The sequence below is a fragment of the Metabacillus sediminilitoris genome (assembly GCF_009720625.1).
Classification (GTDB): domain Bacteria; phylum Bacillota; class Bacilli; order Bacillales; family Bacillaceae; genus Metabacillus; species Metabacillus sediminilitoris.
In genome coordinates, this window is record NZ_CP046266.1 from 667331 (window position 1) to 692523 (window position 25193).

Sequence of the window (25193 nt, forward strand, 5' to 3'; positions counted from 1 at the left end):
ATTAAGCGATGTGATAGATTATGAAATTTTTACAGGATCACTTTAAGCATAATGGATTATTCATCATTATGTTTCTTATAACAGTTATTAGTATCATAACTGTTTCAGTTATTATCACCTGGACAACCTTTCGGATGTCTGAGCGATTCTTTATCGATAAATTTAGTATCACAAACGCAAAAGTTATGAATCAAATTATAGACCGTTTTGAATCATTTCATTATTCTGTTGTCATTGCCTCAAATAATCTTTTGCAAAGTGGAACAATAAAGAATATTCTTACTGAGGAACAATCCAATAGGGAGAAAATGAACGCTTATTTTAATATAAAACAGCAAATGAAGCGCGTAAAATCGAATGTGGATGCATATGAAATAGGAATTATTGTTACTGGAATTAATGGGATAAGCTACTCTACAAATAGAACGTACTGGCCAATTACGGATCAGGAGTTAAGAGGCAATGATATTACGCGACATACGCTTAAAGAACCTAAGCGGCTTATGTATCAATATGACTTTCGTCAAGATCTTGGGGAAACGACAGAGGATGAACAGTTTATTGTCGCATCAAAGGCGTTAATGGAACGAATTTCAGGTAATGTATATGGCGCCATGTATTTTGCCATTCAAGAAAAGGAATTTAGAAAGTTTTATAACAGCTATACAAGTCCTGGTAATAATGTTTTTGTACTAGACAAATCTGGAGTCATCGTATCAAGTAACCAGACGAAGTTAATCGGTCAAAAAGCAGAAGAACTATTGAGCTATGCGAAAGAAAGGAAAGAGGATTCAAATAATTACCTTACTGGAAAATTCATGGGACAGGAACAGATTATATTTGTAGAGTATCTTCCGTCTTTTGATATGTATTTGTTTAATTTGATTGATAAGAAGACTGCAATTGGTGACTTAATAGATAAGAAGGCTATTTTCATGATTTCGATGGGAATCGTTATTATAGCGCTTATTATTGTTTTTTTTATCTCAAGAAGATTGACGAATTCGTTATCGAGATTAGTAAAGCAGATTGCGAATGCTTCCAAATATGATTTTGATCAATATGTATCTGTATCAGGAACATATGAAACAAGGCAAATCGGAAAAGCCTTTAACTCAATGCTTGATGAACTCCATGATTATGTGGAGAAGCTCGTGTTATCCCAAAAACAAAAACGCAATGCCGAACTTGCTGCATTACAACAACAAATAAATCCTCATTTTTTATACAACACTCTTACTTCTATAAAATTCTTGGTTCAACAAGGAGGCAAAGAAGAGGCTGATGAAACAATAAATTCGTTGATTTCTTTGCTGCAGAATACAATTGGAAATGGCAGCGAAACCATTTCTGTTAAACAGGAAATTGATAATTTAAAAAATTATGTGTTAATTAATCAAAAACGCTATGGAGATCGGATTAAAGTGAATTATTTCATTGCACCAGATTGCATGGAATATCACATACCTAAACTGATCCTGCAACCTTTTATCGAAAATTCATTCTTTCATGCATTTAACCGTAAAGCAGAGGGGTGTATAAATGTACTTGTTTGGAACGAAAAAGATACATTGATTTGTGAAGTATTTGACAACGGCGATGGAATGAAATCTGTATTAGGTGATCATCTACCAAATACAAACCGGAAACAACAGCATTTCACAGGAATTGGTGTCCGTAATGTTCATGAACGAATCCAGCTAATCTACGGTGAGGAGTATGGAGTGGAAATATCGAGCGAACTTGGAAAGGGTACAAAAATTAGAATCACAATACCGTGTTAACGCTAGAAAAAATTTTTCTAATTTCTAAAGAAAGTACAAATCCAGAAAAAAGAAAGCGTATTCAAGACACAAAGAAAAAACAAATTTAGAAAAATATCTTCCTAACAGGAAGCCCCAATCAGATGCTAACATTATCTTTGTAAGATAGACAGCGCTTACAGAGAGGTAAATATAAATGAGGGGGATTACGATGAAGAAAGTATTTGTCTTATTTTTAGTTAGTATATTTTTGTTAACTGCATGTTCTGCTGGATCAAAAGAAAAACAATCAGCAGAAACAGCAGATTCAAACGAAATAACAGTCTGGGCTTGGGATCCAAACTTTAATATTAAAGCGATGGAATTGGCTAAAGAAGCTTATCAAGGGGAAAATTCAGAAGTTGATATAAAGATTATAGAAAATGCTCAAGATGATATCATTCAGAAGCTAAATACTAGCTTAAGCTCAGGAACGACAAAGGGATTACCAAACATCGTTTTGATTGAAGATTATCGTGCTCAAAGTTTTCTTCAAGCTTATCCTGACTCATTCCATGAGTTAACAGATGCATTTAATACTGAAGATTTTGCTCAATATAAAATTGCTCCAACTAGTGTAGATGGAAAGAATTATGGGCTTCCGTTCGATACCGGAGTAACTGGTTTATACGTTAGAACGGATTATTTAGAAGAAGCTGGTTATACAGTTGATGATTTGAAAAATATTGATTGGGAAAAGTACATTGAAATTGGTAAAAAAGTAAAAGAAGTGACAGGTAAACAAATGTTAACACTTGACCCGAATGACCTTGGGCAAATTCGTATGATGATACAGTCTAGTGGTTCATGGTATTTGAAGGAAGACGGAGTTACACCTAACTTAGCCGGTAATGAGTCTCTTAAGAAAGCATTCGAAGTATACAAAGAGATTTTAGATGCAGATATCGTGTCACCAGTGTCTGACTGGAGTCAATTCTTAGCAGCGTTTAATAGTGGAGAAGTTACTTCAGTTCCAACAGGTAACTGGATTACACCTTCTATAAAGGCTGAAGCATCTCAATCTGGAAAGTGGGCAGTTGTGCCATTTCCTAAGCTTCCTGGTATCGAAGGTTCTGTAAATGCATCAAACTTAGGCGGTAGCTCATGGTATGTTCTTGATGTTCCAGGTAAAGAAAATGCTGTTGATTTCCTGGCAAAAACATTTGGGTCAAATGCTGACCTGTATCAGGATCTTGTGACTGAGATTGGTGCAATTGGAAGCTATACACCAGCTGCAAAAGGTGAAGCATATATAGCTGCTGATGAATTCTTTGGAGGCCAAAAAATTATTTCTGACTTCTCAGCATGGACTGAACAGATCCCTCAAGTAAACTATGGCTTGCATACTTATGCAATTGAAGACATCTTAGTTGTTGAAATGCAAAATTACCTTAGTGGCAAAGAGATTGACAAAGTATTAGAAGATGCTCAAAAGCAAGCAGAAGCACAAATAAAATAATTACCAAGCTATTACTCTTACTATATTTAGATGAATATACTAAGAGATTAAAGCCTCGGGACTCTCAAAAACGGAGCTATTAAATGCATCAGGTGAGAAGCTCCGAGGTGTTTTTATTCACATTAACGGGCAGTAACATCCATCTAGCTTAGTTTCCGTCAGACAAAGAAGCATGGTGAAGATAATTGATCGCACATGACCGACAGATGACAAAACTTGCAAGTTAGATGAAAGCCACAGGCAGTGGCGTACTAAGTATGATAAGTCTCGCTTTATTTAGATGGTTAGGAGTTGAACTGAATTGATTACAGCAAAAACAAATCCGAACATCCAAACAGCAAAATTCATTAAAAATAATCGTTTGAAAAATGTTGTAATTGGTTGGTCTTTTGTTATAGTCGCAACATTGATGATTTGCTTATTTTATTTTTACCCGATGATTCAGGCGTTAATTATGTCCTTTCAATCAGGTACTGGAACGAATTTGACTTTTAACGGATTCGATAATTATCTTCGTTTATTTCAAGACCCAACGTTCATTGCTGCTGTAAAAAACACAGTGGTTTATCTTATCGTTCAAGTGCCGGTTATGATTTTACTAGCCTTGTTTTTATCTGTTTTATTAAATAATCCAAAACTAAGATTTAAAGGGTTTTTTCGTACCGCAATATTTTTACCATGTGTCACATCGCTTGTGGCATATTCGGTCATTTTTAAGTATTTGTTTGGTGCAGATGGCTTGATTAACATGATGTTACTAAAAGTAAATCTTATTACAGAACCAATTCAGTGGCTTACAGATCCTTTCTGGGCAAAAATAGCCATTATTGTGGCAATCACTTGGCGTTGGACAGGTTATAATATGATTTTTTATCTATCATCCCTGCAAAATATCGATCATTCCATATACGAAGCAGCAAAAATGGATGGAGCATCAGCATTTCAGCAATTCTTTAAAATTACGATTCCTATGTTAAAGCCAATCATTTTATTCACTTCAATAACGTCAACAATTGGAACTCTTCAGCTGTTTGACGAAGTAATGAATATTACACAAGGTGGACCGGGGAACTCGACAATTACGATTTCACAATATATTTATAATCTCTCCTTCAAATATACACCTGACTTTGGCTATGCGGCTACAGTCTCATACGCTATTGTCATAATGATTGTTATCTTCTCAATTATTCAGTTTAAAGTGGCAGGTGATAAGAAATGAGTAACCTTAAACGAGTTGTAAGTTATATTGTTTTAACTTTGGCTACCATCATCTCCGTTTTTCCATTTTTATGGATGATTGTTAGTGCAACGAACAAATCAGTAGACGTCACAAAGGGTAAATTATTACCAGGAAGCCACTTTGTGGAAAACTTTAACAATCTCATAGAGACGGTAAATCTAATTCCTGCATTAATGAATTCAGCAAAGATTTCCATTACTACAACGATTCTTTCATTATTAATAGCATCTTTAGCAGGCTATGGATTTGAAATCTATAAAAGCAAGTCAAAGGATATCGTTTTCAATATTTTACTCATTTCGATGATGATTCCTTTTGCAGCATTAATGGTACCACTATTCCGTTTATTTGGGACTATATCACAAACAGTACCCTTTTTTGGAATCGATACACTAACTGCAGCTGTTCTACCGTCAGTTACAACAGCATTTCTCATTTTTTTCTTTAGACAAAGTACAAAGATGTTCCCGAAAGACATTCTAGAGGCAGGTAGAATAGATGGGTTAAGTGAATTAGGTGTTTTCTTTAGAATTTATGTTCCTACAATGAAAACAACGTATGCAGCTGCTGCCATTATTACGTTTATGGCTAGTTGGAATAATTATTTATGGCCGCTTGTTGTCTTGCAATCTCCAGAGAATCAAACGATACCATTGCTTATCTCAAATCTTGGATCAAGTTATTCTCCGGATTTCGGGATCATTATGACAGCGATTGTAATAGCAACTTTACCTGCGGCACTTATATTCTTTATTATGCAAAAGCATTTCGTTGCAGGCATGATGGGTTCTGTTAAATAGTGTTACAAGATTGCTATAGAAAGGATGCATGACAATAATGGCAAAAACTCCAGATATTAATTGGCTTACAGATGTGAATGTGTTTGCAGTAAATCGACTTCAAGCACATTCCGATCATCTGTACTATGACTCAATAGATGAGGCAAGAAATGCCAATCCTATGAATATGAGACATGACTTGAACGGAAACTGGAAATTTAACTATGCAATTAATCCGAATAACCGTCCAGAACATTTTTACCAAGTTGACTTTGAATGTGCAGGATGGGGCGATATTACTGTACCGGGACATATTCAATTACAAGGTTATGGACAACCGCAATATGTAAATACAATGTATCCATGGGACGGTCATAATGATATCCGTCCTCCCGAAATTCCGACAGACCATAATCCGGTAGGCAGCTATGTAAAGTTTTTTCATGTACCGAACAAGATGAAAAATAAACCTGTTTATATTTCATTTCAAGGTGTAGAGTCTGCGTTCTTTGTGTGGTTAAATGGTGAATTTGTTGGTTACAGTGAAGATAGCTTCACACCATCCGAATTTGAGCTTACACCTTTTCTAAATGATGGAGAAAATAAGCTAGCTGTTGAGGTATACCAACGTAGTACAGGTAGTTGGCTTGAAGACCAGGATTTCTGGCGATTCTCTGGGATTTTTCGGGATGTATATCTATACACTGTCCCTGAAATTCATGCTTATGATGTTCATATACATGCAGAATTAGATTCATCTTTTTCGATCGGTTCACTTAAAGCGGATCTTAAATTCCTATCTTCTACACCAAAGAATTCAAAGGTCATTGCAGAATTATACGATGCAAATAATAGGTTAATAGCAACTGAAAAAGATAACTTGGGAGAGAATGACTGTTCCCTTTCTATGGTAGTAGATAATCCGGAGCTATGGAGCGCTGAACATCCTTACTTATATAAGCTCTACATTCAACTATATAACGATTCAGGTAATTTAATAGAAGTCATTCCACAGAAAGTCGGCTTTAGAAGGTTTGAACTTGTAGACAAGATTATGAAGATAAATGGAAAACGTATTGTTTTTAAAGGTGTGAATCGCCATGAATTTAATTGCCGGACTGGTCGATCGATTACCAAGGAAGATATGCTGTGGGATATCAAAACATTGAAGCGTCATAATATTAACGCAGTACGTACTTCTCATTACCCGAATCAAAGCTATTGGTATGAGTTATGTGATGAATATGGGATTTATGTTATTGATGAAATGAATTTGGAGACTCATGGTTCGTGGCAAAAGATGGGGGCAGTTGAACCTTCATGGAATATCCCCGGAAATAAGCCGGAATGGCAGAACATAGTATTGGATCGAGCAATATCGATGTTTGAAAGGGACAAAAATCACCCTTCTATCCTTATATGGTCATGTGGGAATGAATCATATGCTGGTGAGGTGATTCTAAATGTGACGCGATACTTCAAATCAGTTGATTCAAGCCGTCTCGTCCATTATGAGGGTGTATTCCATAACCGTGAATATAATGATACAAGCGATATGGAAAGCCGCATGTATGCAAAACCGGTAGATATTGAAAAATATTTAACGGAAAATCCAGAAAAACCGTATATTAGCTGTGAATATATGCATGCAATGGGTAATTCACTAGGCGGAATGTATAAATACACAGATCTAGAGACGAAATTTCCAATGTATCAAGGCGGCTTCATTTGGGATTATATTGATCAATCAATTATGAAGAAAGACCGATTTGGGGTGGAATATTTAGCCTACGGGGGCGATTTTGGCGATCGTCCAACAGACTATGGATTTTGTACAAATGGCATAGTATATGCAAATCGAGAATTATCCCCTAAGATGCAAGAAGTTAAGTTTTTATACCAAAACGTTAAGCTTAACGCTGATCGATCAGGTGTATCAATTACAAATGAAAATCTTTTCACTGATACATCTGATTATGTATTGAAATATACCCTTTTCTTGGATGGAAAGAACCTCTATCAAAACAAGCTTACTCTTAATGTAGGGCCGTTAAGTAAGGATAGAGTAGAATTTGATATTCCGAGTCATTTGATACAAGATGCGGGCGAGTATTGCATACACGTTTCTTTTAAGCTTAAGGAGAATATGCTTTGGGCAAAAGAAGGGTATGAGGTTGCTTTTGGACAGTATGTGTTTAAGAGAAGCGATAAAAAGACAGAAGCAGACAAATCTATAGGTGATTTACGTGTTGTAAAAGGTGATGTAAACATTGGCATACATGGCAGGGATTTCACCGTCATGTTCTCCAAGCAGGCAGGAAGCCTTACTTCCTTAAACTATGCGGGAAGAGAAATGATTGAGAATCCTCCTGTACCTTTATTTTGGAGGGCTACTACAGATAATGACAGGGGCTATTCACAGGATTTCCATTCTGGTTGCTGGTTTGCTGCAAGCCTTGCACGCAAATGTGTTGGAATTGATGTTTTGGAAGAGAAAGAGTTTGTTAGTGTTGCTTTTACTTATAAATTTTCAATTAGCAATGATGTAGTGGTGACAATAAAATATTTTGTTTACCCAGATGGAAATATACGTGTCAAATCTGTTTATCATGGAGCGGAAGGTCTTCCTCAAATGCCGATTTTTGCAGTATCATTCAAGATTCCAGCAAAGTATGATCAACTTGAATGGTTTGCGATGGGTCCAGAAGAGAATTATTCTGATCGGTCAATGGGGGCAAGATTAGGTATTTTTAAAAACCAAGTATCCGATAATGTGTCAGGATACGTCAAGCCGCAAGAATCAGGTAACCGAACAGGCGTAAGAAGAGTAAGCCTGATTAGCAAAGGTGGTAACGGAATAAAAATTTCAGCTGTTGCCGATCCATTTGAATGTACAATTTCACCATATACAGCTTTCGAGCTTGAAAATGCCCAACATCATTATGAACTACCTAATGTACATTATACTGTTGTTACAGTTGCAGGCAGGCAAATGGGCGTTGGCGGTGATGATAGTTGGGGAGCTCCGGTTCACGATGAACACCTTATTAATGCTGATAACGATATGGAATTTGAATTTATGATTCAACGGATATAAGTGGAAAATGAAAAAAGGATATGGAGTAGTTAAAGAGCTTGAAACTTACAAGCTCTTTCCTATTTTATTTTTTTATAAGTAAAGGAGTTAAATATACATGTATATCTATGTGAATGATCAAAGAAATCAATTTCATTTAACGAATGGAAAGATAAGCTATATTTTTCATGTCCTTAAAAATGGGGGGTTAGGTCAACTTTACTTCGGGAGAGCTCTTCGACACCGGGAAGACTTCTCGCATTTACATGTGAAAGATGTACCAACACCGGCAAGCTGTCATTACGATCTTGATGATCCAGCTTTCACGTTAGAAACGATTAGACAGGAATATCCTGTTGCTGGAAAAGGGGATTTTCGCGATGCAGCAATAGAAATTGAAACAAATGATGGGAGACTTGGAAACGAGTTTAAATATCAGGGATATGAAATATCTAATGGTAAACCAAAACTTAATGGACTTCCTGCAACATATGCTGATAAAGATGAAGCTACGACACTAACGATTAAATTATTAGATGAAAAGGTTGGAGCGAATCTATTATTAGTTTATACGATTTATCATAACGATCCTGTCATAACGAGAAATACAAAGATAGAGAATATAGGAAATAACGATTTTTATATTCGAAAAATAATGAGTGCTTCCATAGATTTTCCTGATGATGCTTTTACGATGATCCATTTATCGGGTACTTGGTCTAGAGAAAGGCATATTAAAGAAAGGCAGCTTGTCCAAGGAACACACTCGATTTCAAGTATAAGAGGGGCAAGTTCACATCATGATAACCCGTTTATTGCATTAAAGAGAAACGAAACAACTGAACATGAGAATGAGGTCTATGGATTTAATTTTGTATATAGTAGTAACTTCTTGGCTCAAGTGCAAGTCGATCATTATCAAGCAACAAGAGTTATGATGGGAATTCACCCCCATCAGTTTAGATGGAAGCTAATGGAAGGGGAAAGCTTCCAATCTCCAGAAGTCGTTATGGTTTATTCATGGAATGGATTAAACGGAATGAGTCAAACTTTCCATGATCTTTATCGTAATCATTTACTGCGAGATCCATGGAAAACAGAAGATAGACCGATCTTAATTAATAATTGGGAAGCAACTTATTTTGATTTTGATGAAGATAAACTTGTATCTATTGCAAAAAGTGCGAAAGAGTTAGGTATTGAATTATTTGTATTGGATGATGGGTGGTTTGGCGAAAGAAATGATGATACATCTTCACTAGGTGATTGGTTTGAAAATGAACAAAAGCTGCCAAATGGCTTAACATCATTGGGAAAAAAGCTGAATAGCCTTGGATTGAAATTCGGTCTATGGTTTGAACCGGAAATGGTCAATCAAAACAGTCAGTTGTATTTAGAACATCCTGATTGGATTGTAGGGAGACAGGGAGAGCATTTGACGTTTGGACGTAATCAGCTTGTATTAGATTTTTCAAGGAATGAAATCGTTCAATATCTTTATGACAAAATGGCGGATATTATTCGAAAGACAGGACTTTCCTACATCAAATGGGATATGAATCGTAATATAACTGACGCTTATTCAGCAGCTCTAAGCACGGATCGGCAAGGAGAGTTTTTTCATCGATATATATTGGGTGTCTATTCCCTATATGAAAAGCTTGTGAATGAATTTCCAAATGTATTGTTTGAGTCGTGTGCAGGTGGTGGTGGACGATTTGATCCTGGAATGTTCTATTATGCACCACAAGCTTGGACTAGTGATGATACTGATGCTGTTGAACGATTAAAGATTCAATATGGTACTTCGATGGTTTACCCAATATATAGTATGGGATCACATGTTTCAGCTATACCTAATCACCAAACATTACGAAATACTCCAATCGACACAAGAGCCAACACAGCCTATTTTGGAACATTTGGTTATGAACTTAATCCTCTTGAATTAAGTGATGTTGAGAAAAATGTCATTAAAGAACAAATAAATTTTTATAGAAAACACCGAAGTTTAATTCGAGATGGAGATTTTTATCGACTTCTCAGCCCTTTTGAAAACAATGAAACAGCTTGGATGATCGTTTCTAAGAATAAAAAAGAAGCTTTGGTTGGATGGTATAAAGTTTTGGCGACACCAAATCCAAAGAAGGAGCAAGTTGTCATCCTTAAAGGATTAGATGAGAAGATGTTTTACAATATTGATGGAAAAGAAGAATCCTTCTATGGAGACGAATTAATGTTTCGTGGTTTATCATTGCCAACTGAATTTAATGGATCGAATCGGAATATCGCTAAACGCGGCGGCGATTATCAATCTGTCATATATTATTTAAGAGAACAAGAGAATAAGAATTAAACAAAGGCCCATGCTCAAAAGAGTGAGCAGGGCTAATTGTTCCTCTCATGAAAATGGTTTTAATAAGATATATTAATATGAAAAAATGATTGATTAAGTTAGAATATAAAAAGATTGTTAGTGTGAAAGGGGTTACATAATGGCATATAGTGCAAATGATAATCGTTATAGTAACATGACTTATAATCGAGTTGGAAATTCAGGCTTGTTATTACCGGCTATTTCATTAGGATTATGGCATAACTTTGGTGGAGTTGATACATATGAGAATGGAAGAGCAATGCTCCGTAGAGCATTCGATTTAGGAATCACTCATTTTGACTTAGCTAATAACTATGGTCCTCCGCCAGGAAGCGCAGAAGAGATGTTTGGAAGAATGTTAAAAACAGATTTTGCTCCTTATAGGGATGAAATGGTCATCTCAACAAAGGCTGGTTATCATATGTGGGATGGACCATATGGTGACTGGGGTTCAAAAAAATACTTAATTGCAAGTCTTGATCAAAGTTTGAGACGAATGGGTTTAGATTATGTTGATGTGTTTTATTCCCATCGCCCTGATCCAAACACACCATTAGAAGAGACAATGGGCGCTCTTGATCAAATTGTACGTCAAGGTAAAGCATTGTATGTTGGAGTTTCTAACTATGATGCAGAGCAAACAGCCCAAGCGGTGAAGATATTAAATGATCTTGGCACACCATTGCTTATTCATCAACCGAGATATTCAATGTTTAATCGTTGGATCGAGGATGGCTTGCAGGATGTATTGTTTGAAAATGGAGTAGGGTCGATCGCTTTTTGTCCATTAGACCAAGGATTGTTAACAAATAAATATATTTCTGGTATCCCTTCTGATTCGAGAGCAGCTAAAGCTAATACATTTTTAGATAAAAACAGAGTAACTGATGTAGTATTAAATCGTGTCAGAAAGCTAAATGAACTTGCCGTAGAAAGAGGGCAAAATCTAGCCCAAATGGCATTAGCTTGGGTTCTTCGAGAAGGACGTGTTTCTTCTGCTTTAATTGGTGCGAGCAAGGTAAGTCAAATCGAAGAAAATGTTGCGACATTAAATAATCTTTCTTTTACAGATGAAGAACTTGTACGAATAGAAGAGATTCTGAAAAAATAAATATATATAAGAATAATAAAGGCTGATTATATCATATTTAGGCTTCATACATTTTGAAGTTCTAATGGTGGTAGTCAGTCTTTTTATTCGCCAAAAACGAAAAGGTTGTGAATACTCCCAAAAAGGATTACTATTTTTTGTAGAACAAAAAGGATTGAGAGGAAACGATATGAATATTGAACAAAGAAAAAACGTTCCGCAAAAAAGAAGAGCATTTATAGCCCTCATATTAGGGACGCTAGCAGCATTTGGTCCATTATCAATTGATATGTATTTGCCATCCTTTCCTACATTAATGGATGAGTATAATACGTCAGTTTCGATTGTTCAATTGAGCCTTACCTTCTTTCTATTAGGAGCATGTTTAGGTCAACTTATTACAGGCCCATTGAGTGATGTATATGGACGGAGAAAGCCCTTATTACTAGGAATGATACTGTATGTGATAACGTCTATTTTTATATCATTTAGTCAATCGATGGAGTTATTTATTTTGCTTAGATTTATCCAAGGATTAGCAGGTGCTGCAGGGATGGTCATTTCAAGAGCTATTGTTCGTGATCTGTATTCTGGATCTGAAATGACTAAATTTTTCTCGCTTTTGGCACTTGTAAATGGGATGGCACCGATATTAGCACCGATTATAGGTGCACAGTTATTAAGATGGTTTCCATGGCAATCCATTTTTTTCGGATTGGCAATTATTGGTATGATAGCATTTCTCCTTGTATTTTTTGGTTTAAGTGAGACCTTGGATCAACAGAATCGTTCTTCAGGCGGCTTCATAAATACAATAAAAACCTTTGGTCAGCTTGTAACGAATTCTCACTTTATGGGGTACGTACTTTCTAATGGATTTATTTTTGCAGCGATGTTTTCTTATATTTCTGGCTCATCATTCGTTATTCAACACGTATATGGTGCATCTGCAGATACATATAGTTTAATCTTCGCAATGAATGGACTGGGGATCATGATTGCAAGTCAGTTAACAGGTAGACTTGCAGGTCGAATAAATGAAAAAACCTTATTGTTAGTTGGCATATCAATGTCTCTCGTCGGGGGATCAACTTTATTACTACTAATCTTCTTACAAGTAAAACTTATCTTTATTATTCCATCATTGTTTATAACCGTTTCAAGTGTTGGAATTGTTAGTACGACAAGTAACTCTCTTGCCTTACAAAATAATAGAAAAGTAGCAGGAAGTGCATCTGCATTATTGGGCGTAACAAATTTTATAGTAGGTGCAATTGCGGCCCCGCTTGTAGGAATAGCAGGGGAGAATACTGCTGTTCCAATGGGAGTTGTTATGTTAATCTCAAGTATAGGAGCAGTTCTTTCTTATATGATTTTAGTTAGAAAAAAATAAAAAATGAGTCAAAACAGCTACAAAGTTGATAAAATCATCTTAGACACATTCTAAATGGCTTATCAGGAGAGGGAAAATGAAAGAATTAACTTTTAGATCATATGAACAATTTCAGCAATTTATCGAGCATAAAGCAATGGAAAAAGCAATTATGAAACAATTAAAAGGTGATGAGCTTGCTGCATTTAAAAAGGAATTTATCAGCAATGCACAAAAAATGTGGAAGGAAAATGATTGTGATCATTGGATTGCCAAGCATGGGTATGTGATAATAAATGTTTGGAAGGATGGGATTGACAAGAGGAAATTAACGAGAGGACGACCTAAAAAGCTAGACTCCGAAAAATATAATCACTCTATCCATGTTAGATTAGATGAAGAGTCATACAACAGGCTTAAGAATTACTGTACTGAAAAAAACATAGATATCTCTGAAACGATTAGAAGGTTAATCAACCAACTTTAAGTATTAAATACTTACGCAATGTAGCAATCATTCAGAGAAAAGTAAAATGAGAGGTGAAATCAATGGTTTCATCCTCTCATTTTTTTTATATAAAAAAATATCATTTTTTTGAAAAAAGAAATGGTAAATAAATGTATTTTTAAAAAAATAAGACTTTTCACTTATTATTTTTTGTGTTACATTAAATATTGAAGTTGATAATCAATCTCAATGGAATGCAGTCTTACATATTTTGATAGAAAAAACGATATTTTTAATAGAAAGACCAATGATGAATACGACTAGTATACAGTCAAGTGATCTAAGGAAAGCCAAGACTAAATTGCACTAATGTGTTAACATGCGGCTTGATATTATCGGAGTGGTTGAATAATCCCAAAGGGTTTCTTTCATTAACTGATGAAAATACTTAAATTCTAAAGAGCTGCAGCTTACCACGGTTAATAAGTTTGTTTTACCTGATGCAGGAACACTGAGTGCTGTGAGTAAAGGTGTCCTAGTATCAAAAGTTTTTAAATAAAAATATTCATTTACTTTCCTATCTTATCTAAGTAAGCATAACAATTCTGGGTTGATTTAAAATTTATCTTAATATATACATGAATTTGCACTTAGAATGATAATCGTTTTCTATTGTCGTCTGAGAATAAACACGTTATGAGGATTACAAATGAGACTATGGATGTTAATGATTGCAACTATAGTCCTGTCATGTATATCGCTATTTATCGGTGCGATTGATATCAAGGTGAGTGACTTGCTCGATTGGGATTCGGATAAGACACAAACTTTCTTAATCAGTCGAGTGCCTCGTCTATTGGCGATTATATTGGCGGGAGCTGGAATGAGTATTGCGGGTCTAATTATGCAGTCTTTAAGTCGAAATAAATTTGTATCGCCAACGACTGCAGGTACGTTAGATGCAGCAAAACTAGGTATTTTAATCTCAATGCTGTTCTTTACGAATGTTTCGTATACTCAGCAAGTTATTTTTAGCTTCGTATTTGCTTTAGTGGGAACATTAATTTTTATGCAGATTCTCGATCGTATTAAATTTAAAGATGTCATTTTCGTTCCGTTAATCGGGATTATGTACGGAAATATTTTGTCATCTATCACGACATTTTTTGCATACGAAGCAGATCTTATTCAAAATATTTCTTCTTGGTTAATGGGGAGTTTCACACTCATTATTGCTGGTCGCTATGAGCTATTATATGTAAGTATTCCAGCGGTTATTTTAGCGTATCTTTATGCGAATAAATTTACAGTGGCTGGTATGGGAGAAGATTTTGCGAAAAACCTAGGTTTAAGTTATAAGCTTGTATTAAATATAGGTCTTATCCTTGTTGCGATTATTTCTACAACTGTCGTACTAACTGTCGGAATTATTCCGTTTTTAGGCTTAATTGTGCCTAATATTGTATCTCTTTATTTAGGTGATAATTTACGCAAAACAATTCCACATACTGCAGTATTAGGGGTTTTCTTTCTGTTAGTATGTGACATTATTGGGCGTATTGTTATTCACCCATATGAGATTCCAGTTAATGTAACTGTGGCAGTAATCGGTAGTGCGATCTTCTTAGTTATGTTATTTAGGGGGAGAGCATATGCGAAAAAATAGTACGAAGTTAATATTTTTAGCGGTATTAGCAATTATTTGTATTTTACTTTACGGATTTTATGATATAAAGGGCGGTTTTGATTACGCCTTTCCAAGACGTATGATTCGTGTTGCGGCAATGGTTGTTACAGGAATTGCGATTGCGTATTCAACAGTCGTGTTCCAGACAATTACACATAACCGCATCTTAACACCTTCTGTAATGGGACTTGACTCGATGTACGAAGTCGTACAAACGTTAATTTACTTCTTTGCTGGGTCAATGTCGATTTGGGTATTAAATAAATATTTAAATTTCGGTGCAGCGATATTTGCAATGGTATTATTTGCGCTCATTTTATATCGTTTCCTATTCCGTGCAGATAAGCATCCTATTTATTTACTCCTTTTAATGGGGATGATTATAGGAACGCTTTTAGGAAGTCTTGTGACATTTTTACAAGTATTGATTGATCCAGTGGAATATTTAAGTCTGCAAACGCGTTTATTCGGTAACTTTACAAACGTAAAGGCTGACTTATTATATATTGCAATCGTTATATTAATCATTGCGTTTATTTACGGTTATCTCATTATGGATAAGCTGGATGTTATGTCACTTGGCCGTGAAAATGCGATTAACCTTGGTGTCAACTATGACCGTATGTTAATGAATGTTTTAATTTTATCGTCGGTTTTAATTGCGACATCTACAGCTCTAGTTGGTCCGATTACGTTCTTTGGCTTAATCGTGGCAAATCTTTCATATCAATATTTAGTTACGTATAAGCATTCTGTTTTAATTTTAGGTGCGAGCTTATTAGGTATTATTGCCTTAGTCGGCGGTCAGTTCCTTGTTGAACATATTTTTGAATTACGTACAACTTTAAGTGTCATTATTAACTTTATCGGCGGTATTTACTTCATTTACTTATTATTAAAGGAAAGTAGGGCAGCAGGATGATTGAAATCAAGGGATTAACAAAGAGATTTGGGAAAAAGCCTGTTGTAGAAGACGTATCTGTCACAATCGAGCCGGGGACGATTACCTCATTTATCGGGCCGAATGGTGCCGGTAAATCTACCCTTCTTTCTATGGTAAGCCGATTATTAGATTCAGATACAGGGGAAGTATTACTTGATCAAAATAATGTGGAAAAATGGAAATCAGCTGAGTTTGCGAAGCGCGTTTCGATTTTGAAGCAAGCAAACTACATTAATGTTCGATTAACGGTACGTGAACTTGTTTCATTTGGGCGCTATCCTTATTCGAAAGGACGCCTTACTGCAGAAGATGATAAATTTGTTGATCAAGCACTTGAATATATGAACTTAACAGACATGCAAGATAAACTATTAGATGAATTATCTGGCGGTCAAAAACAACGTGCGTTTATCGCGATGGTCATTGCTCAAGATACCGACTATGTCTTACTAGATGAGCCATTAAATAACCTAGATATGAAGCACTCTGTTCAAATCATGAAGATTTTACGTAAGCTTGTAGATGAGCTTGGTAAAACCGTTGTCATTGTATTACACGATATTAATTTCGCGTCTGTTTATTCAGATCGAATTGTCGCGTTGAAAAACGGTAAGCTTGTGAAAAACGGGCCAACGCATGAGATTATTAATTCGGATGCACTGCGCGAAATTTACGATATGGATATTCCTATTCAAGAACAAAATGGATGCCGTATTTGTGTATACTTCAATTCACATACGTAAGTCAACTGAATATTCCAAAGGAGCATCCTGGAGAAAAGTTTGATCAGTGCAACTTTTTCTCCGGGTAATGTTTTTTAGGAAGTGGCAAAATTGTTACATATGCTCAATTTTGGGTAATTGAATGCAATTTTTATTCAAAAAATTTCCAAATAATTTTACTGGACAGTATTGACGATAATGATTCTCATTATTAATAAAATAATTTAAATAAAAGGGAGAGTAAGACATATGAAAAAATGGTATTTGGCTATTGCACTTTTAGCTATGTTATTAATGCTTGCTGCTTGTGGCTCAAACGAAGAAGCTGCAACAGAAGAACAAAAAGAAACGTCTGCAGCTACAGAGGAGGAAGGTCCAGTTTATCCAATGACTGTATCTCCAACAATTGCTTCAACTGAAAGTGAAGAAAAAGGTACAGTTACCTTTGAAGATGTTAAATTCGAATCGATGCCAGAAAAAATCGTCGTGTTTGATTATGGTATGTTAGATACATTAGATACACTTGGTGTTGAAGGGATCGTTGGGGTTGCTAAAGACACTAGCTTACCATCTCATCTTGAAAAATATTCAAGTGATGAGTACTCAAACATTGGTACTTTAAAAGCCCCATTACTTGAAGATATTGCAGCACTTGAGCCAGATGTAATCTTTATCTCTGGTCGCCAATCTGCATTCTATGAAGAATTAAAAGAAATTGCTCCTGTAGTATTCATCGGTACTCAAGAAGACGATTACTGGAACTCTTTCTTAGCTTCAGTAGATACCGCAGCTAAAATGTTCGGTAAAGAAGCTGAGGCTAAAGAATATCTTGCTAAATACGATTCAGCTTTTGAAGAAATCAAAGCTTTAGCTGGTAACTATGAAACTTCATTAGTTACTATGTACAATGAAGGAAACTTATCTGGTTTTGCATCAAACTCTCGTTTTGGTTACATTTATGACTTATATGGTTTCAAACCTGTAACTGAAGATATTGAAGCTTCTTCACACGGTTCTAACTTCGGTTTCGAAGCAATTTTAGAATTTGATCCACAAGTATTATTCGTAATTGACCGTACAGCAGCAACTAATGGTAACGAATCTACCATTGAAGCTGACATGGAAAACGATATCATTAAACAAACGACAGCTTACAAAAACAAACATATTGTATACTTAGATGGTCCGCTTTGGTACACAAGCGGCGGTGGTTTACAATCTGAGCTTGCAAAAATCGAAGAAGTTTTAGCTGAATTAAAATAAATTATTAAGGAGGCTGCCATAAAGTCAGTAAAAACTGACTTTATGGCAGCCCTATTTTTGTTGTTTCAATGCAATTCATATGAAAAATCGTCTACTCTTATATAATAAAAGGCGAATAGGCAGCTATAGGGTTTTTGTTGCTTTACGAGTCTACAGCCAATTAGAAATAAAAATAAAAGGTAAAAAACACCTTCTCTCTGGTCGGATTATGATTGTTCAAGGTGCGTGGATTTTTGTTCTTTGCATTAAATTTTATTCCTTACAAATAATAAATTAAAAGATGGATTTTATATGCAAAGGGGAAAGACATGCTTACATACAATAGAAAAACGAAGAAATTAGAGAAAGCTGAGTCTTTTATACTTCCAACTTCAGACGAAATTATATGGTTTCATATTAAAAATCAATCATTTAAACAAACGTTTGATTCAATCCTTCAAGAGCTGCATATACATCCGTTAGCAAAACGCTTTATGGAAACATTTAATGAGATTCCCAAAGTAAATATTTATAAAAATGAAGCCGTTATTTCAATCTTTTCAATTGAAGAGAATTATCAGCCTATCAAAATAAATATTCTTGTTGGGAAAAATTTCATCATTACCCGTGAACAAGACAGTAATCTTCATTTATTATCGGAAATTGTTAAAGACTTGGAAGAAAATCCAGAGCATATGTCACATACCGGTTATATTTTGTATCAAATTATTCAAAAAGCCTCACATGAGTTTCTTCATGCTATTGATGAGATTGCAGATGAAATACAAGCCTTAGAAAAAAGTGTTTTTAAGGATCCATTTGAAAATGAAATTGGAAAAACAGCTTATCGCTGGAAAGTAAAATTGCATGATTTGAGACAAATTATCGAGCCCCAAGAAAGTGCAATTAAATCGATTGGTCAATCGGAATTTCCCTATACGAATGAGGATTCAGGTTTTTATTTTCAAGACCTGCAACATAATTATTCACGAATTATAAGTGCTCTTGATACCTTTATTGAAAACATGGCAAGTATATTCAACCTTCAACTCTCCTTAAAAGCAGATCATACGAATACGATTATGAAAACATTAACACTAGTAAGTGTGATATTTATTCCAATGACGTTTATTGCAGGCTTGTACGGAATGAATTTTGAAAATATGCCAGAATTGAAATGGGAGAATGGATATTTTTATGTCTTGTTTGTCATCTTTGGATTAGGCTGTGGAATTGCCTTGTATTTCCGAAAAAAAGGCTGGTGGGGGAAGAAAAAGTCGGAACAAACGAAGTAATGGACTTTTGGTTAGAATAAGACCCATACACCATTGATTGTTTGAAAAAAGGTAATAAACAAACGTTTAATTAAATGGAATTGCTGTATTTTTTAGAAAAAGACTATAGGAGGATCGTATGAATACACTGATTATCTTGGCTCATCCTTGTGAAGATAGTTTCAACGCCGCAATATGTAATGAAATCAAAGATCATTTAACAAGTAAAAACCATGAAGTGAAAATTCGGGATTTATATAAACTTAAATTTGATCCCGTTTTAACAGAGGATAATCATACGAATTTTTATCAAACGAAACTTCCTAAAGAAGTACATGTTGAACAAAATGAAATAACCTGGGCAGAAAATCTTGTTTTCATTTTTCCTACTTGGTGGGGTGGGATGCCAGCCATTATGAAAGGTTACTTTGATCGTGTATTTACAAATGGATTTGCTTTTAGATTTTCTGAAAAGCAGGTAGATGGTTTATTAAAAGACAAGAAAGCAGTTATTTTTCAAACAACGAGCAAAACAGAAGAATTTATGAAACCAAGCCAACTTGTCTCATCGATGGAAACGGCAATGGATGTAGGTATTTTTGAATATTGTGGGATGACTGTTATTGCTCATAAATTTTTTTATTCCGTCCCGCATGTAAATAAAGAATCACGCCTGACAATGTTGAAAGAGGCAAAGAGTGTTGTTGATATTTTATAAAAGTGGGAAATTCCAACTTTACATAAATATTACAAATTATAAATGAATTAAATGTACTCTGTTAATATTTGGCGTTATCTCTGTGATATAATCAAACTATTAACAGAGAAAAGAGTGGAAAGCTAGATGAAGAAGTTGTCATATTTATTGATTATTGTTGGTCTTTGTATTGTCAGTTATGCTATTTGGGAAATATTTGATACAAAGATGCAAACTTCTAAATCATTAGATGAAGCAAATGCTATCGTCAAATCTCCTCCAAGTAAAGACATATATAAACAAGAAGATGGAACGTTTAAACCGCCAATTGGGGAAGCAGTTGGCATCTTGCAAATTCCAAAATTGAAAGCTGATTTGCCAATAGTTGAAGGAACAGATCCTGACGATCTTGAAAAAGGCGTTGGTCATTATAAAGGCAGTTACTACCCAAATGAAAATGGACAAATTGTCTTGTCAGGTCATCGAGATACCGTGTTTCGAAAAGCAGGAGAACTTGAAATTGGTGATACACTAGAAATCGTCCTGCCATATGGAAACTTTGAATATGAAATTACAAAAACGAAAATTGTGGAAGCAGATGATACAAGTATTATTACATTACAGAACGATGCCGAAGAATTATTATTAACAACTTGTTATCCATTTAGCTATGTTGGTAATGCTCCACAACGATATATTATTTATGCAAAAGTAAAGAAAGTTTAAAAGCCTCTTTCAATTTGAAACAGCCTGAGTCCAAGTATAAGATTCAGGCTGTTTCATTTTCTTGAAAAATTTCAAATGAAAGATTTCTGTATAGAAGATTCGTCATGTGAAAATCTCTTTCGATAAACAACTTTTGATAGTGTGATGCTAAACTCGTATAGAAGGATTAATGGAACAATGACTAAAATATCTGATATAAAATCAGGGGGAGTAATTAATACAGATATAACAATTAATACAAAATAAGAAACCTTTCTTGATTTCGCAAGCTTTGTTGGATTTAAAATACCGAGCCTTGTTAAAAACATAATAACAGCGGGCATTTCAAATAAAAAACCGAAAGGTAAAGTAAGGTTAATCATGAAACGAAAGTATTTATCAACAGTAAAAAATGTTTCAAATTGGTCTCCTGCTAGATTTTGTAAAAAGGATAGTACGCTAGGAAATAGTAAGAAATAACCGAAGGCGATCCCTAAAATAAATAAAATAAAAATTCCTGGTATAAATGTTAAAGTAACCCGTTGTTCTTCTTTTCTTAAGCCTGGTTTAACAAATAGCCATACTTGAAAAGCTGCAATAGGGATTGTAAGTGTAATAGCGGAGACTCCTGCTATTGCCATATAAACCCAGAGGATATCTCCAGGGCCTAATATGGCTAATTTATCATGTAAATCTTTTACTAAGAAATCATGTATATCTTGAACAAAAATGAAAGATACAAGGAGCGAAACAAGAAAGAAAACCATGGTAATAATGATTCTTTTTCGTAATTCACCTAAATGTTCAATCACGTTCTTCTCAGTTAAATCCATAAGTTTAGCTCCTTTCAAAAAGAAAACAAAAATGGATATTAAGATCACTATGTAGGATAGGTATTTATGAGAAAAAGATGCAAGCAGGTTAATGACCTACCTACATCTTCCATTGTTTAACTACCTGTTTTGCTTTTAGTGTTATCAATAGCTTGAAGCTTTTTTCCTTCTTCAGAGCTATCATTTTCCTTGCTATCACCGTTTACAAGATCATTTGTTGCTTTTTTAAACTCTTTTAATGTTGATCCAAAAGCTCGTCCTATTTCTGGAAGCTTTGAAGGACCAAATATAATTAAAGCTATAACTAGGATTAGGATAAGCCCGGGTATTCCTATGTTTTGAAACATATGAAACCTCCAATTTATAAGATTGTATAAAAAAGGCTTTTTTAATAGTAATGAGCTTTAATAAAAATAAATGATAAAGGCATGTATAAGCTTTCAAATTATTTAAGTAATAGGCATGCCATTTCGTTGTAGTGCAGCTGCTTCAAGAATAGACATCCCTTGATTTTCAGCAAATTGAATAAGTTTGTCCGAAACAATTGGAGCATAATTGCCAGGTGGTGCAGCATGACCCATTTGACGTTGTCTTGCAGAATTACGTCGTGCAAAAGGACCCCATATGGCAAATGTGATTCCAGGAGATTGACAGTTTACAAAGAAAGTTTTTCCATCTGGTGAAAAAGCAGGGCCTGCTAATTCACTATTATTTAATTTATTCTCTGCGAAAACGTACACTTCTCCTTCTGGAGTTAAACCAATCATGCGGTCAGAATCTGCACCATCTTCAGCAATCCATAAATCTCCCCACGGTGTAATACAAATATTATCAGGTGACTCTAGATCATTGGCATCTGAGGATTCATAAAACAGCTCTAACGTGTTTGTAGCTGGGATATAACGGTATACTCGGCCTTTCCTCGCATCACCTGCAGAGGTATCATCAAACCAGAATACGCCTCCTGCAAAATATGCACCCTCAAGACGACTAAAGATAATACATCCTTTTTGTTCAGCTTCAAGAGTTGGCTTTTCAGGATCTACATCTTTCCAAACAATTCCAAATTTCTGGCCTTGATTAAAAGAACTTGCATTTGTATTTCCAACTTCTTCTATCGCAGCTGCCTGCAGCTTTCCGCCTTTTTGCAGCGCACCTGGTTTTTTGCTCGTATCGTTTGGAATAAAGCGATATAAAAAGCTTTTTGAAGCATCTTCAGTAAGATAAACATAACCAGTTACAGGGTCAATAGCTGTTGCCTCATGAGAAAAAGCACCCATATCTCTAATCGGTGTTTTGGATAATTTGTTTTCAGGATCATTCGGGTCTACTTCAAACACATAGCCATGGCCCTCATTCATTGTTTCTTCACAAGTTAACCAAGTACCCCATGGTGTTGCTCCTCCAGCACAATTACGAATTGTACCAGCTGATGTCACATACTCTTCTACAACATTATGATCTGGAGTAACAACTAGAGCTGTCGTGCCGCCTGTTTTGGTCTTATCATAAGGGTTCTTTCCTTCAACTGGATACTTTGTATTACCACTTAGCTCATGATTCCTTACTAAAATAGTAGAATTATGAGGTCCTGCAAAAGCAGCCATACCATCAAACATTGCTGGAATGGGCCGTCCATCAGAAAGTTTGCCGCCCTCCTCAGAAAGTATACGGTATTGAAATCCTTGTGGTAGATCAAGTATTCCGTTTGGATCCTTCACTAATGGACCATAACCACCGAATCCTCTAGTAGTTGCATTTGATGAAGCGAAACTTTTTTTATTACCAACAAGTGAGAAGACACCGGTAGCCCCTAAAGACAATGCAACTGTACTCATACCTCCGACCCTTAAAAAGTCCCTACGGTTCATGTTTTTGCTATTCAATGAAGATACCTCCTTGAAATTGTTTGGGTGGGTGTCATCGTTGTATGTCTAATTAAAAACTACCAAGTGAACATTAACTATTTGTTGATAAATTGTTAATGTTTCATTAACTCAGCAATTTGAGTTAAATTAACTAGATTCTATATAGTTCAAATGGATTATAATGTCAAAATTAGGGACTTTTCTTTATTTTACTAGAGAGATTGTCATAGCTGTGCTTTTGTGATGATTGAATGAATATCTTTAGGAAATTTAGCCTCAACCTCAATTTCCTCTTCTGTTAATGGATGAGTTAGTGATACCTTTGCAGCGTGAAGCGCTTGTCTGTTTATGAGTCCTTTTTTTCCACCATATAACACATCTCCAATAATCGGATGGTTCATGGAACTTAAGTGAACTCTGATTTGGTGAGTTCTTCCCGTATCAAGTTGGAGTGATACAATGGACAAGTCTTTACTTGATAAATATTGCTCTACTTGATAATGTGTTATGGCCTTTTGCCCATTTGGAGAAATTCTCCTCCGTGTAGCGTGATGTCGATCTCTTCCAATAGGTTGATCAATTATCCCTTTTGTCTGCGCAAATTTTCCTTCCACTATTGCGATATATGTACGTTTAACTTTTCTTAATTCAAGAGCTTGATCAAGCAAAGTGTGTGATAAATCATGTTTAGCAAAAATAATGGCTCCTGACGTATCTTTATCAAGACGATGAATATGCCTAACTCTAATTTGTAATCCGTTCATTTGATAATAGGAAGCAATAGCGTTTGCTAACGTTCCTTTTTGATTTGGTTCATTTGGATGTGTATCAATTCCAGCCTCTTTATTGACTATTAATAAATGATCGTCTTCATATAACACATCGACTATTTTATACTCAGGTATGACACCATAATCCTCGTCTCCAAAAAGATGTAAATATAGCCGATCGCCAAGCTCCAGTTTATGATTGACATCTGCTTTCTGCTTATTTTTTTTGATGGAAGATGCAGCATTCCACTTTTTGATTATCGCTTTAGATGCACCGAGTTCTTTCGAAAGGACATGATACACGGTATTATTAGCCCACTCTTTCGTAATGTCTATTTCTAACCATTCACCTATTCGTTTCAATTGGCCACCAATCCTTTATATATAGCTAGTATTAACGTTGTTTTTATGTTTGTTGCTCTAAGTGCCTCCTAGCCATGAAGCTCAGTACTGCAAGAGTTCATACGCTAACCTAGAATTTTTGGTAAATAACAATTTCTTTTGCTATTCTACGCAGGTTGCCCTAGGCTGAACAAGGCGCTTGCGCTTTTTTTAGAAGCATAAGAAGTGTAAGTTTTTTGTCTTAGTTTCAGTGTCTAGCTCCAGCGCCTAGCCCCTCGAGTCATAAGCCATTCCATAATTGAAGGCAAAATGCGCCTTCTATTATGGCCTGTCTTATGCTTGTCGGGGCTGAACAAGGCGCTTGCGCATTTCTTAGTATACAAAACAAAGATTGGATGTACAATCTAGTTCCGGTAACACTTACCTCTGCAATGTCGAAAAGTACTGTGGTATGCTTACAATAG

Annotated in this window: 20 protein-coding genes; 16 read left to right on the forward strand and 4 right to left on the reverse strand. The window is 35.3% G+C overall.

The features are described 5' to 3' along the window. Positions 1-20: 20 nt before the first annotated feature. The 16 genes from GMB29_RS03505 (at position 21) to GMB29_RS03580 (ending at position 20937) form a co-directional block, all read left to right on the forward strand. Entirely contained in the window at positions 21-1784 is a 1764-nt protein-coding gene (locus GMB29_RS03505; protein WP_136353447.1) for a sensor histidine kinase, read from the forward strand. Between the two features lie 190 nt (positions 1785-1974). After that, positions 1975-3261: an ABC transporter substrate-binding protein gene (locus GMB29_RS03510; protein ID WP_136353449.1), complete on the forward strand. Its 1287-nt coding sequence runs from the start codon at positions 1975-1977 to the stop codon at positions 3259-3261. Between the two features lie 328 nt (positions 3262-3589). Then, positions 3590-4483 carry a carbohydrate ABC transporter permease gene (locus GMB29_RS03515; RefSeq protein ID WP_227551702.1) on the forward strand — a complete coding sequence of 298 codons (894 nt, stop codon included), beginning with the start codon at positions 3590-3592 and terminating at the stop codon, positions 4481-4483. After that, positions 4480-5304: a carbohydrate ABC transporter permease gene (locus GMB29_RS03520; protein WP_136353451.1), complete on the forward strand. Its 825-nt coding sequence runs from the start codon at positions 4480-4482 to the stop codon at positions 5302-5304. The genes GMB29_RS03515 and GMB29_RS03520 overlap by 4 nt, the downstream gene beginning before the upstream one ends. Positions 5305-5332: 28 nt before the next feature. Continuing rightward, entirely contained in the window at positions 5333-8380 is a 3048-nt protein-coding gene (locus GMB29_RS03525) for a beta-galactosidase, LacZ type (protein WP_136353453.1), read from the forward strand. 97 nt (positions 8381-8477) lie between these two features. Beyond that, a complete protein-coding gene (locus GMB29_RS03530) occupies positions 8478-10715 on the forward strand; it encodes an alpha-galactosidase (RefSeq protein WP_136353455.1) in 2238 nt (745 codons plus the stop codon). A gap of 139 nt (positions 10716-10854) precedes the next feature. Next, positions 10855-11847 (forward strand): L-glyceraldehyde 3-phosphate reductase, encoded by a 993-nt coding sequence (mgrA, locus tag GMB29_RS03535; protein ID WP_136353457.1) that lies wholly within the window; start codon positions 10855-10857, stop codon positions 11845-11847. A 169-nt stretch (positions 11848-12016) separates the two neighbouring features. Further along, positions 12017-13219 (forward strand): Bcr/CflA family multidrug efflux MFS transporter, encoded by a 1203-nt coding sequence (locus GMB29_RS03540; protein ID WP_136353459.1) that lies wholly within the window; start codon positions 12017-12019, stop codon positions 13217-13219. A 76-nt stretch (positions 13220-13295) separates the two neighbouring features. Continuing rightward, positions 13296-13685, forward strand: coding sequence for a ribbon-helix-helix domain-containing protein (locus tag GMB29_RS03545; protein WP_136353461.1), 390 nt, complete (start codon positions 13296-13298; stop codon positions 13683-13685). A gap of 670 nt (positions 13686-14355) precedes the next feature. After that, a complete protein-coding gene (locus tag GMB29_RS03550) occupies positions 14356-15312 on the forward strand; it encodes an ABC transporter permease (RefSeq protein WP_136353463.1) in 957 nt (318 codons plus the stop codon). Beyond that, positions 15299-16255 (forward strand): iron chelate uptake ABC transporter family permease subunit, encoded by a 957-nt coding sequence (locus GMB29_RS03555; RefSeq protein WP_136353465.1) that lies wholly within the window; start codon positions 15299-15301, stop codon positions 16253-16255. The genes GMB29_RS03550 and GMB29_RS03555 overlap by 14 nt, the downstream gene beginning before the upstream one ends. Further along, complete coding sequence (locus tag GMB29_RS03560; RefSeq protein ID WP_136353467.1) at positions 16252-17019, forward strand: iron ABC transporter ATP-binding protein; 768 nt, start codon at positions 16252-16254, stop codon at positions 17017-17019. Before GMB29_RS03555 ends, GMB29_RS03560 begins: the two co-directional genes overlap by 4 nt. Before the next feature lie 228 nt (positions 17020-17247). Further along, positions 17248-18261 (forward strand): siderophore ABC transporter substrate-binding protein, encoded by a 1014-nt coding sequence (locus GMB29_RS03565; RefSeq protein WP_136353469.1) that lies wholly within the window; start codon positions 17248-17250, stop codon positions 18259-18261. A gap of 308 nt (positions 18262-18569) precedes the next feature. After that, positions 18570-19535, forward strand: a complete 966-nt coding sequence (locus GMB29_RS03570; protein ID WP_136353471.1) for a magnesium transporter CorA family protein — start codon at positions 18570-18572, stop codon at positions 19533-19535. Positions 19536-19653: 118 nt separating this feature from the next. Beyond that, positions 19654-20232 carry an NAD(P)H-dependent oxidoreductase gene (locus GMB29_RS03575; protein ID WP_136353473.1) on the forward strand — a complete coding sequence of 193 codons (579 nt, stop codon included), beginning with the start codon at positions 19654-19656 and terminating at the stop codon, positions 20230-20232. Positions 20233-20358: 126 nt separating this feature from the next. Then, positions 20359-20937 (forward strand): class D sortase, encoded by a 579-nt coding sequence (locus GMB29_RS03580; RefSeq protein ID WP_136353475.1) that lies wholly within the window; start codon positions 20359-20361, stop codon positions 20935-20937. Between the two features lie 71 nt (positions 20938-21008). Here GMB29_RS03580 and tatC read toward each other — a convergent pair whose 3' ends face one another. The 4 genes from tatC to GMB29_RS03600 all read right to left on the reverse strand — a co-directional run bounded on the left by tatC (position 21009) and on the right by GMB29_RS03600 (position 24750). Then, positions 21009-21749: a twin-arginine translocase subunit TatC gene (gene tatC / locus GMB29_RS03585; RefSeq protein ID WP_136353477.1), complete on the reverse strand. Its 741-nt coding sequence runs from the start codon at positions 21747-21749 to the stop codon at positions 21009-21011. A 116-nt stretch (positions 21750-21865) separates the two neighbouring features. Further along, positions 21866-22096, reverse strand: coding sequence for a twin-arginine translocase TatA/TatE family subunit (gene tatA / locus GMB29_RS03590; RefSeq protein ID WP_136353479.1), 231 nt, complete (start codon positions 22094-22096; stop codon positions 21866-21868). Between the two features lie 102 nt (positions 22097-22198). Continuing rightward, entirely contained in the window at positions 22199-23635 is a 1437-nt protein-coding gene (locus GMB29_RS03595) for an alkaline phosphatase PhoX (protein WP_136353481.1), read from the reverse strand. A 206-nt stretch (positions 23636-23841) separates the two neighbouring features. Next, positions 23842-24750: an RluA family pseudouridine synthase gene (locus tag GMB29_RS03600; protein ID WP_136353483.1), complete on the reverse strand. Its 909-nt coding sequence runs from the start codon at positions 24748-24750 to the stop codon at positions 23842-23844. Between the last annotated feature and the right edge of the window lie 443 nt (positions 24751-25193).

Excerpts from the sequence above, each read along its gene's own strand:
- tatC (WP_136353477.1), bottom strand. The coding sequence starts at position 21,749 with ATGGATTTAACTGAGAAGAACGTGATTGAACATTTAGGTGAATTACGA.
- GMB29_RS03510 (WP_136353449.1), top strand. The coding sequence starts at position 1,975 with ATGAAGAAAGTATTTGTCTTATTTTTAGTTAGTATATTTTTGTTAACT.
- GMB29_RS03580 (WP_136353475.1), top strand. The coding sequence starts at position 20,359 with ATGAAGAAGTTGTCATATTTATTGATTATTGTTGGTCTTTGTATTGTC.
- GMB29_RS03525 (WP_136353453.1), top strand. The coding sequence starts at position 5,333 with ATGACAATAATGGCAAAAACTCCAGATATTAATTGGCTTACAGATGTG.
- GMB29_RS03550 (WP_136353463.1), top strand. The coding sequence starts at position 14,356 with ATGAGACTATGGATGTTAATGATTGCAACTATAGTCCTGTCATGTATA.
- GMB29_RS03545 (WP_136353461.1), top strand. The coding sequence starts at position 13,296 with ATGAAAGAATTAACTTTTAGATCATATGAACAATTTCAGCAATTTATC.
- GMB29_RS03560 (WP_136353467.1), top strand. The coding sequence starts at position 16,252 with ATGATTGAAATCAAGGGATTAACAAAGAGATTTGGGAAAAAGCCTGTT.
- tatA (WP_136353479.1), bottom strand. The coding sequence starts at position 22,096 with ATGTTTCAAAACATAGGAATACCCGGGCTTATCCTAATCCTAGTTATA.
- GMB29_RS03520 (WP_136353451.1), top strand. The coding sequence starts at position 4,480 with ATGAGTAACCTTAAACGAGTTGTAAGTTATATTGTTTTAACTTTGGCT.
- mgrA (WP_136353457.1), top strand. The coding sequence starts at position 10,855 with ATGGCATATAGTGCAAATGATAATCGTTATAGTAACATGACTTATAAT.
- GMB29_RS03570 (WP_136353471.1), top strand. The coding sequence starts at position 18,570 with ATGCTTACATACAATAGAAAAACGAAGAAATTAGAGAAAGCTGAGTCT.
- GMB29_RS03530 (WP_136353455.1), top strand. The coding sequence starts at position 8,478 with ATGTATATCTATGTGAATGATCAAAGAAATCAATTTCATTTAACGAAT.
- GMB29_RS03565 (WP_136353469.1), top strand. The coding sequence starts at position 17,248 with ATGAAAAAATGGTATTTGGCTATTGCACTTTTAGCTATGTTATTAATG.
- GMB29_RS03555 (WP_136353465.1), top strand. The coding sequence starts at position 15,299 with ATGCGAAAAAATAGTACGAAGTTAATATTTTTAGCGGTATTAGCAATT.
- GMB29_RS03505 (WP_136353447.1), top strand. The coding sequence starts at position 21 with ATGAAATTTTTACAGGATCACTTTAAGCATAATGGATTATTCATCATT.
- GMB29_RS03540 (WP_136353459.1), top strand. The coding sequence starts at position 12,017 with ATGAATATTGAACAAAGAAAAAACGTTCCGCAAAAAAGAAGAGCATTT.
- GMB29_RS03575 (WP_136353473.1), top strand. The coding sequence starts at position 19,654 with ATGAATACACTGATTATCTTGGCTCATCCTTGTGAAGATAGTTTCAAC.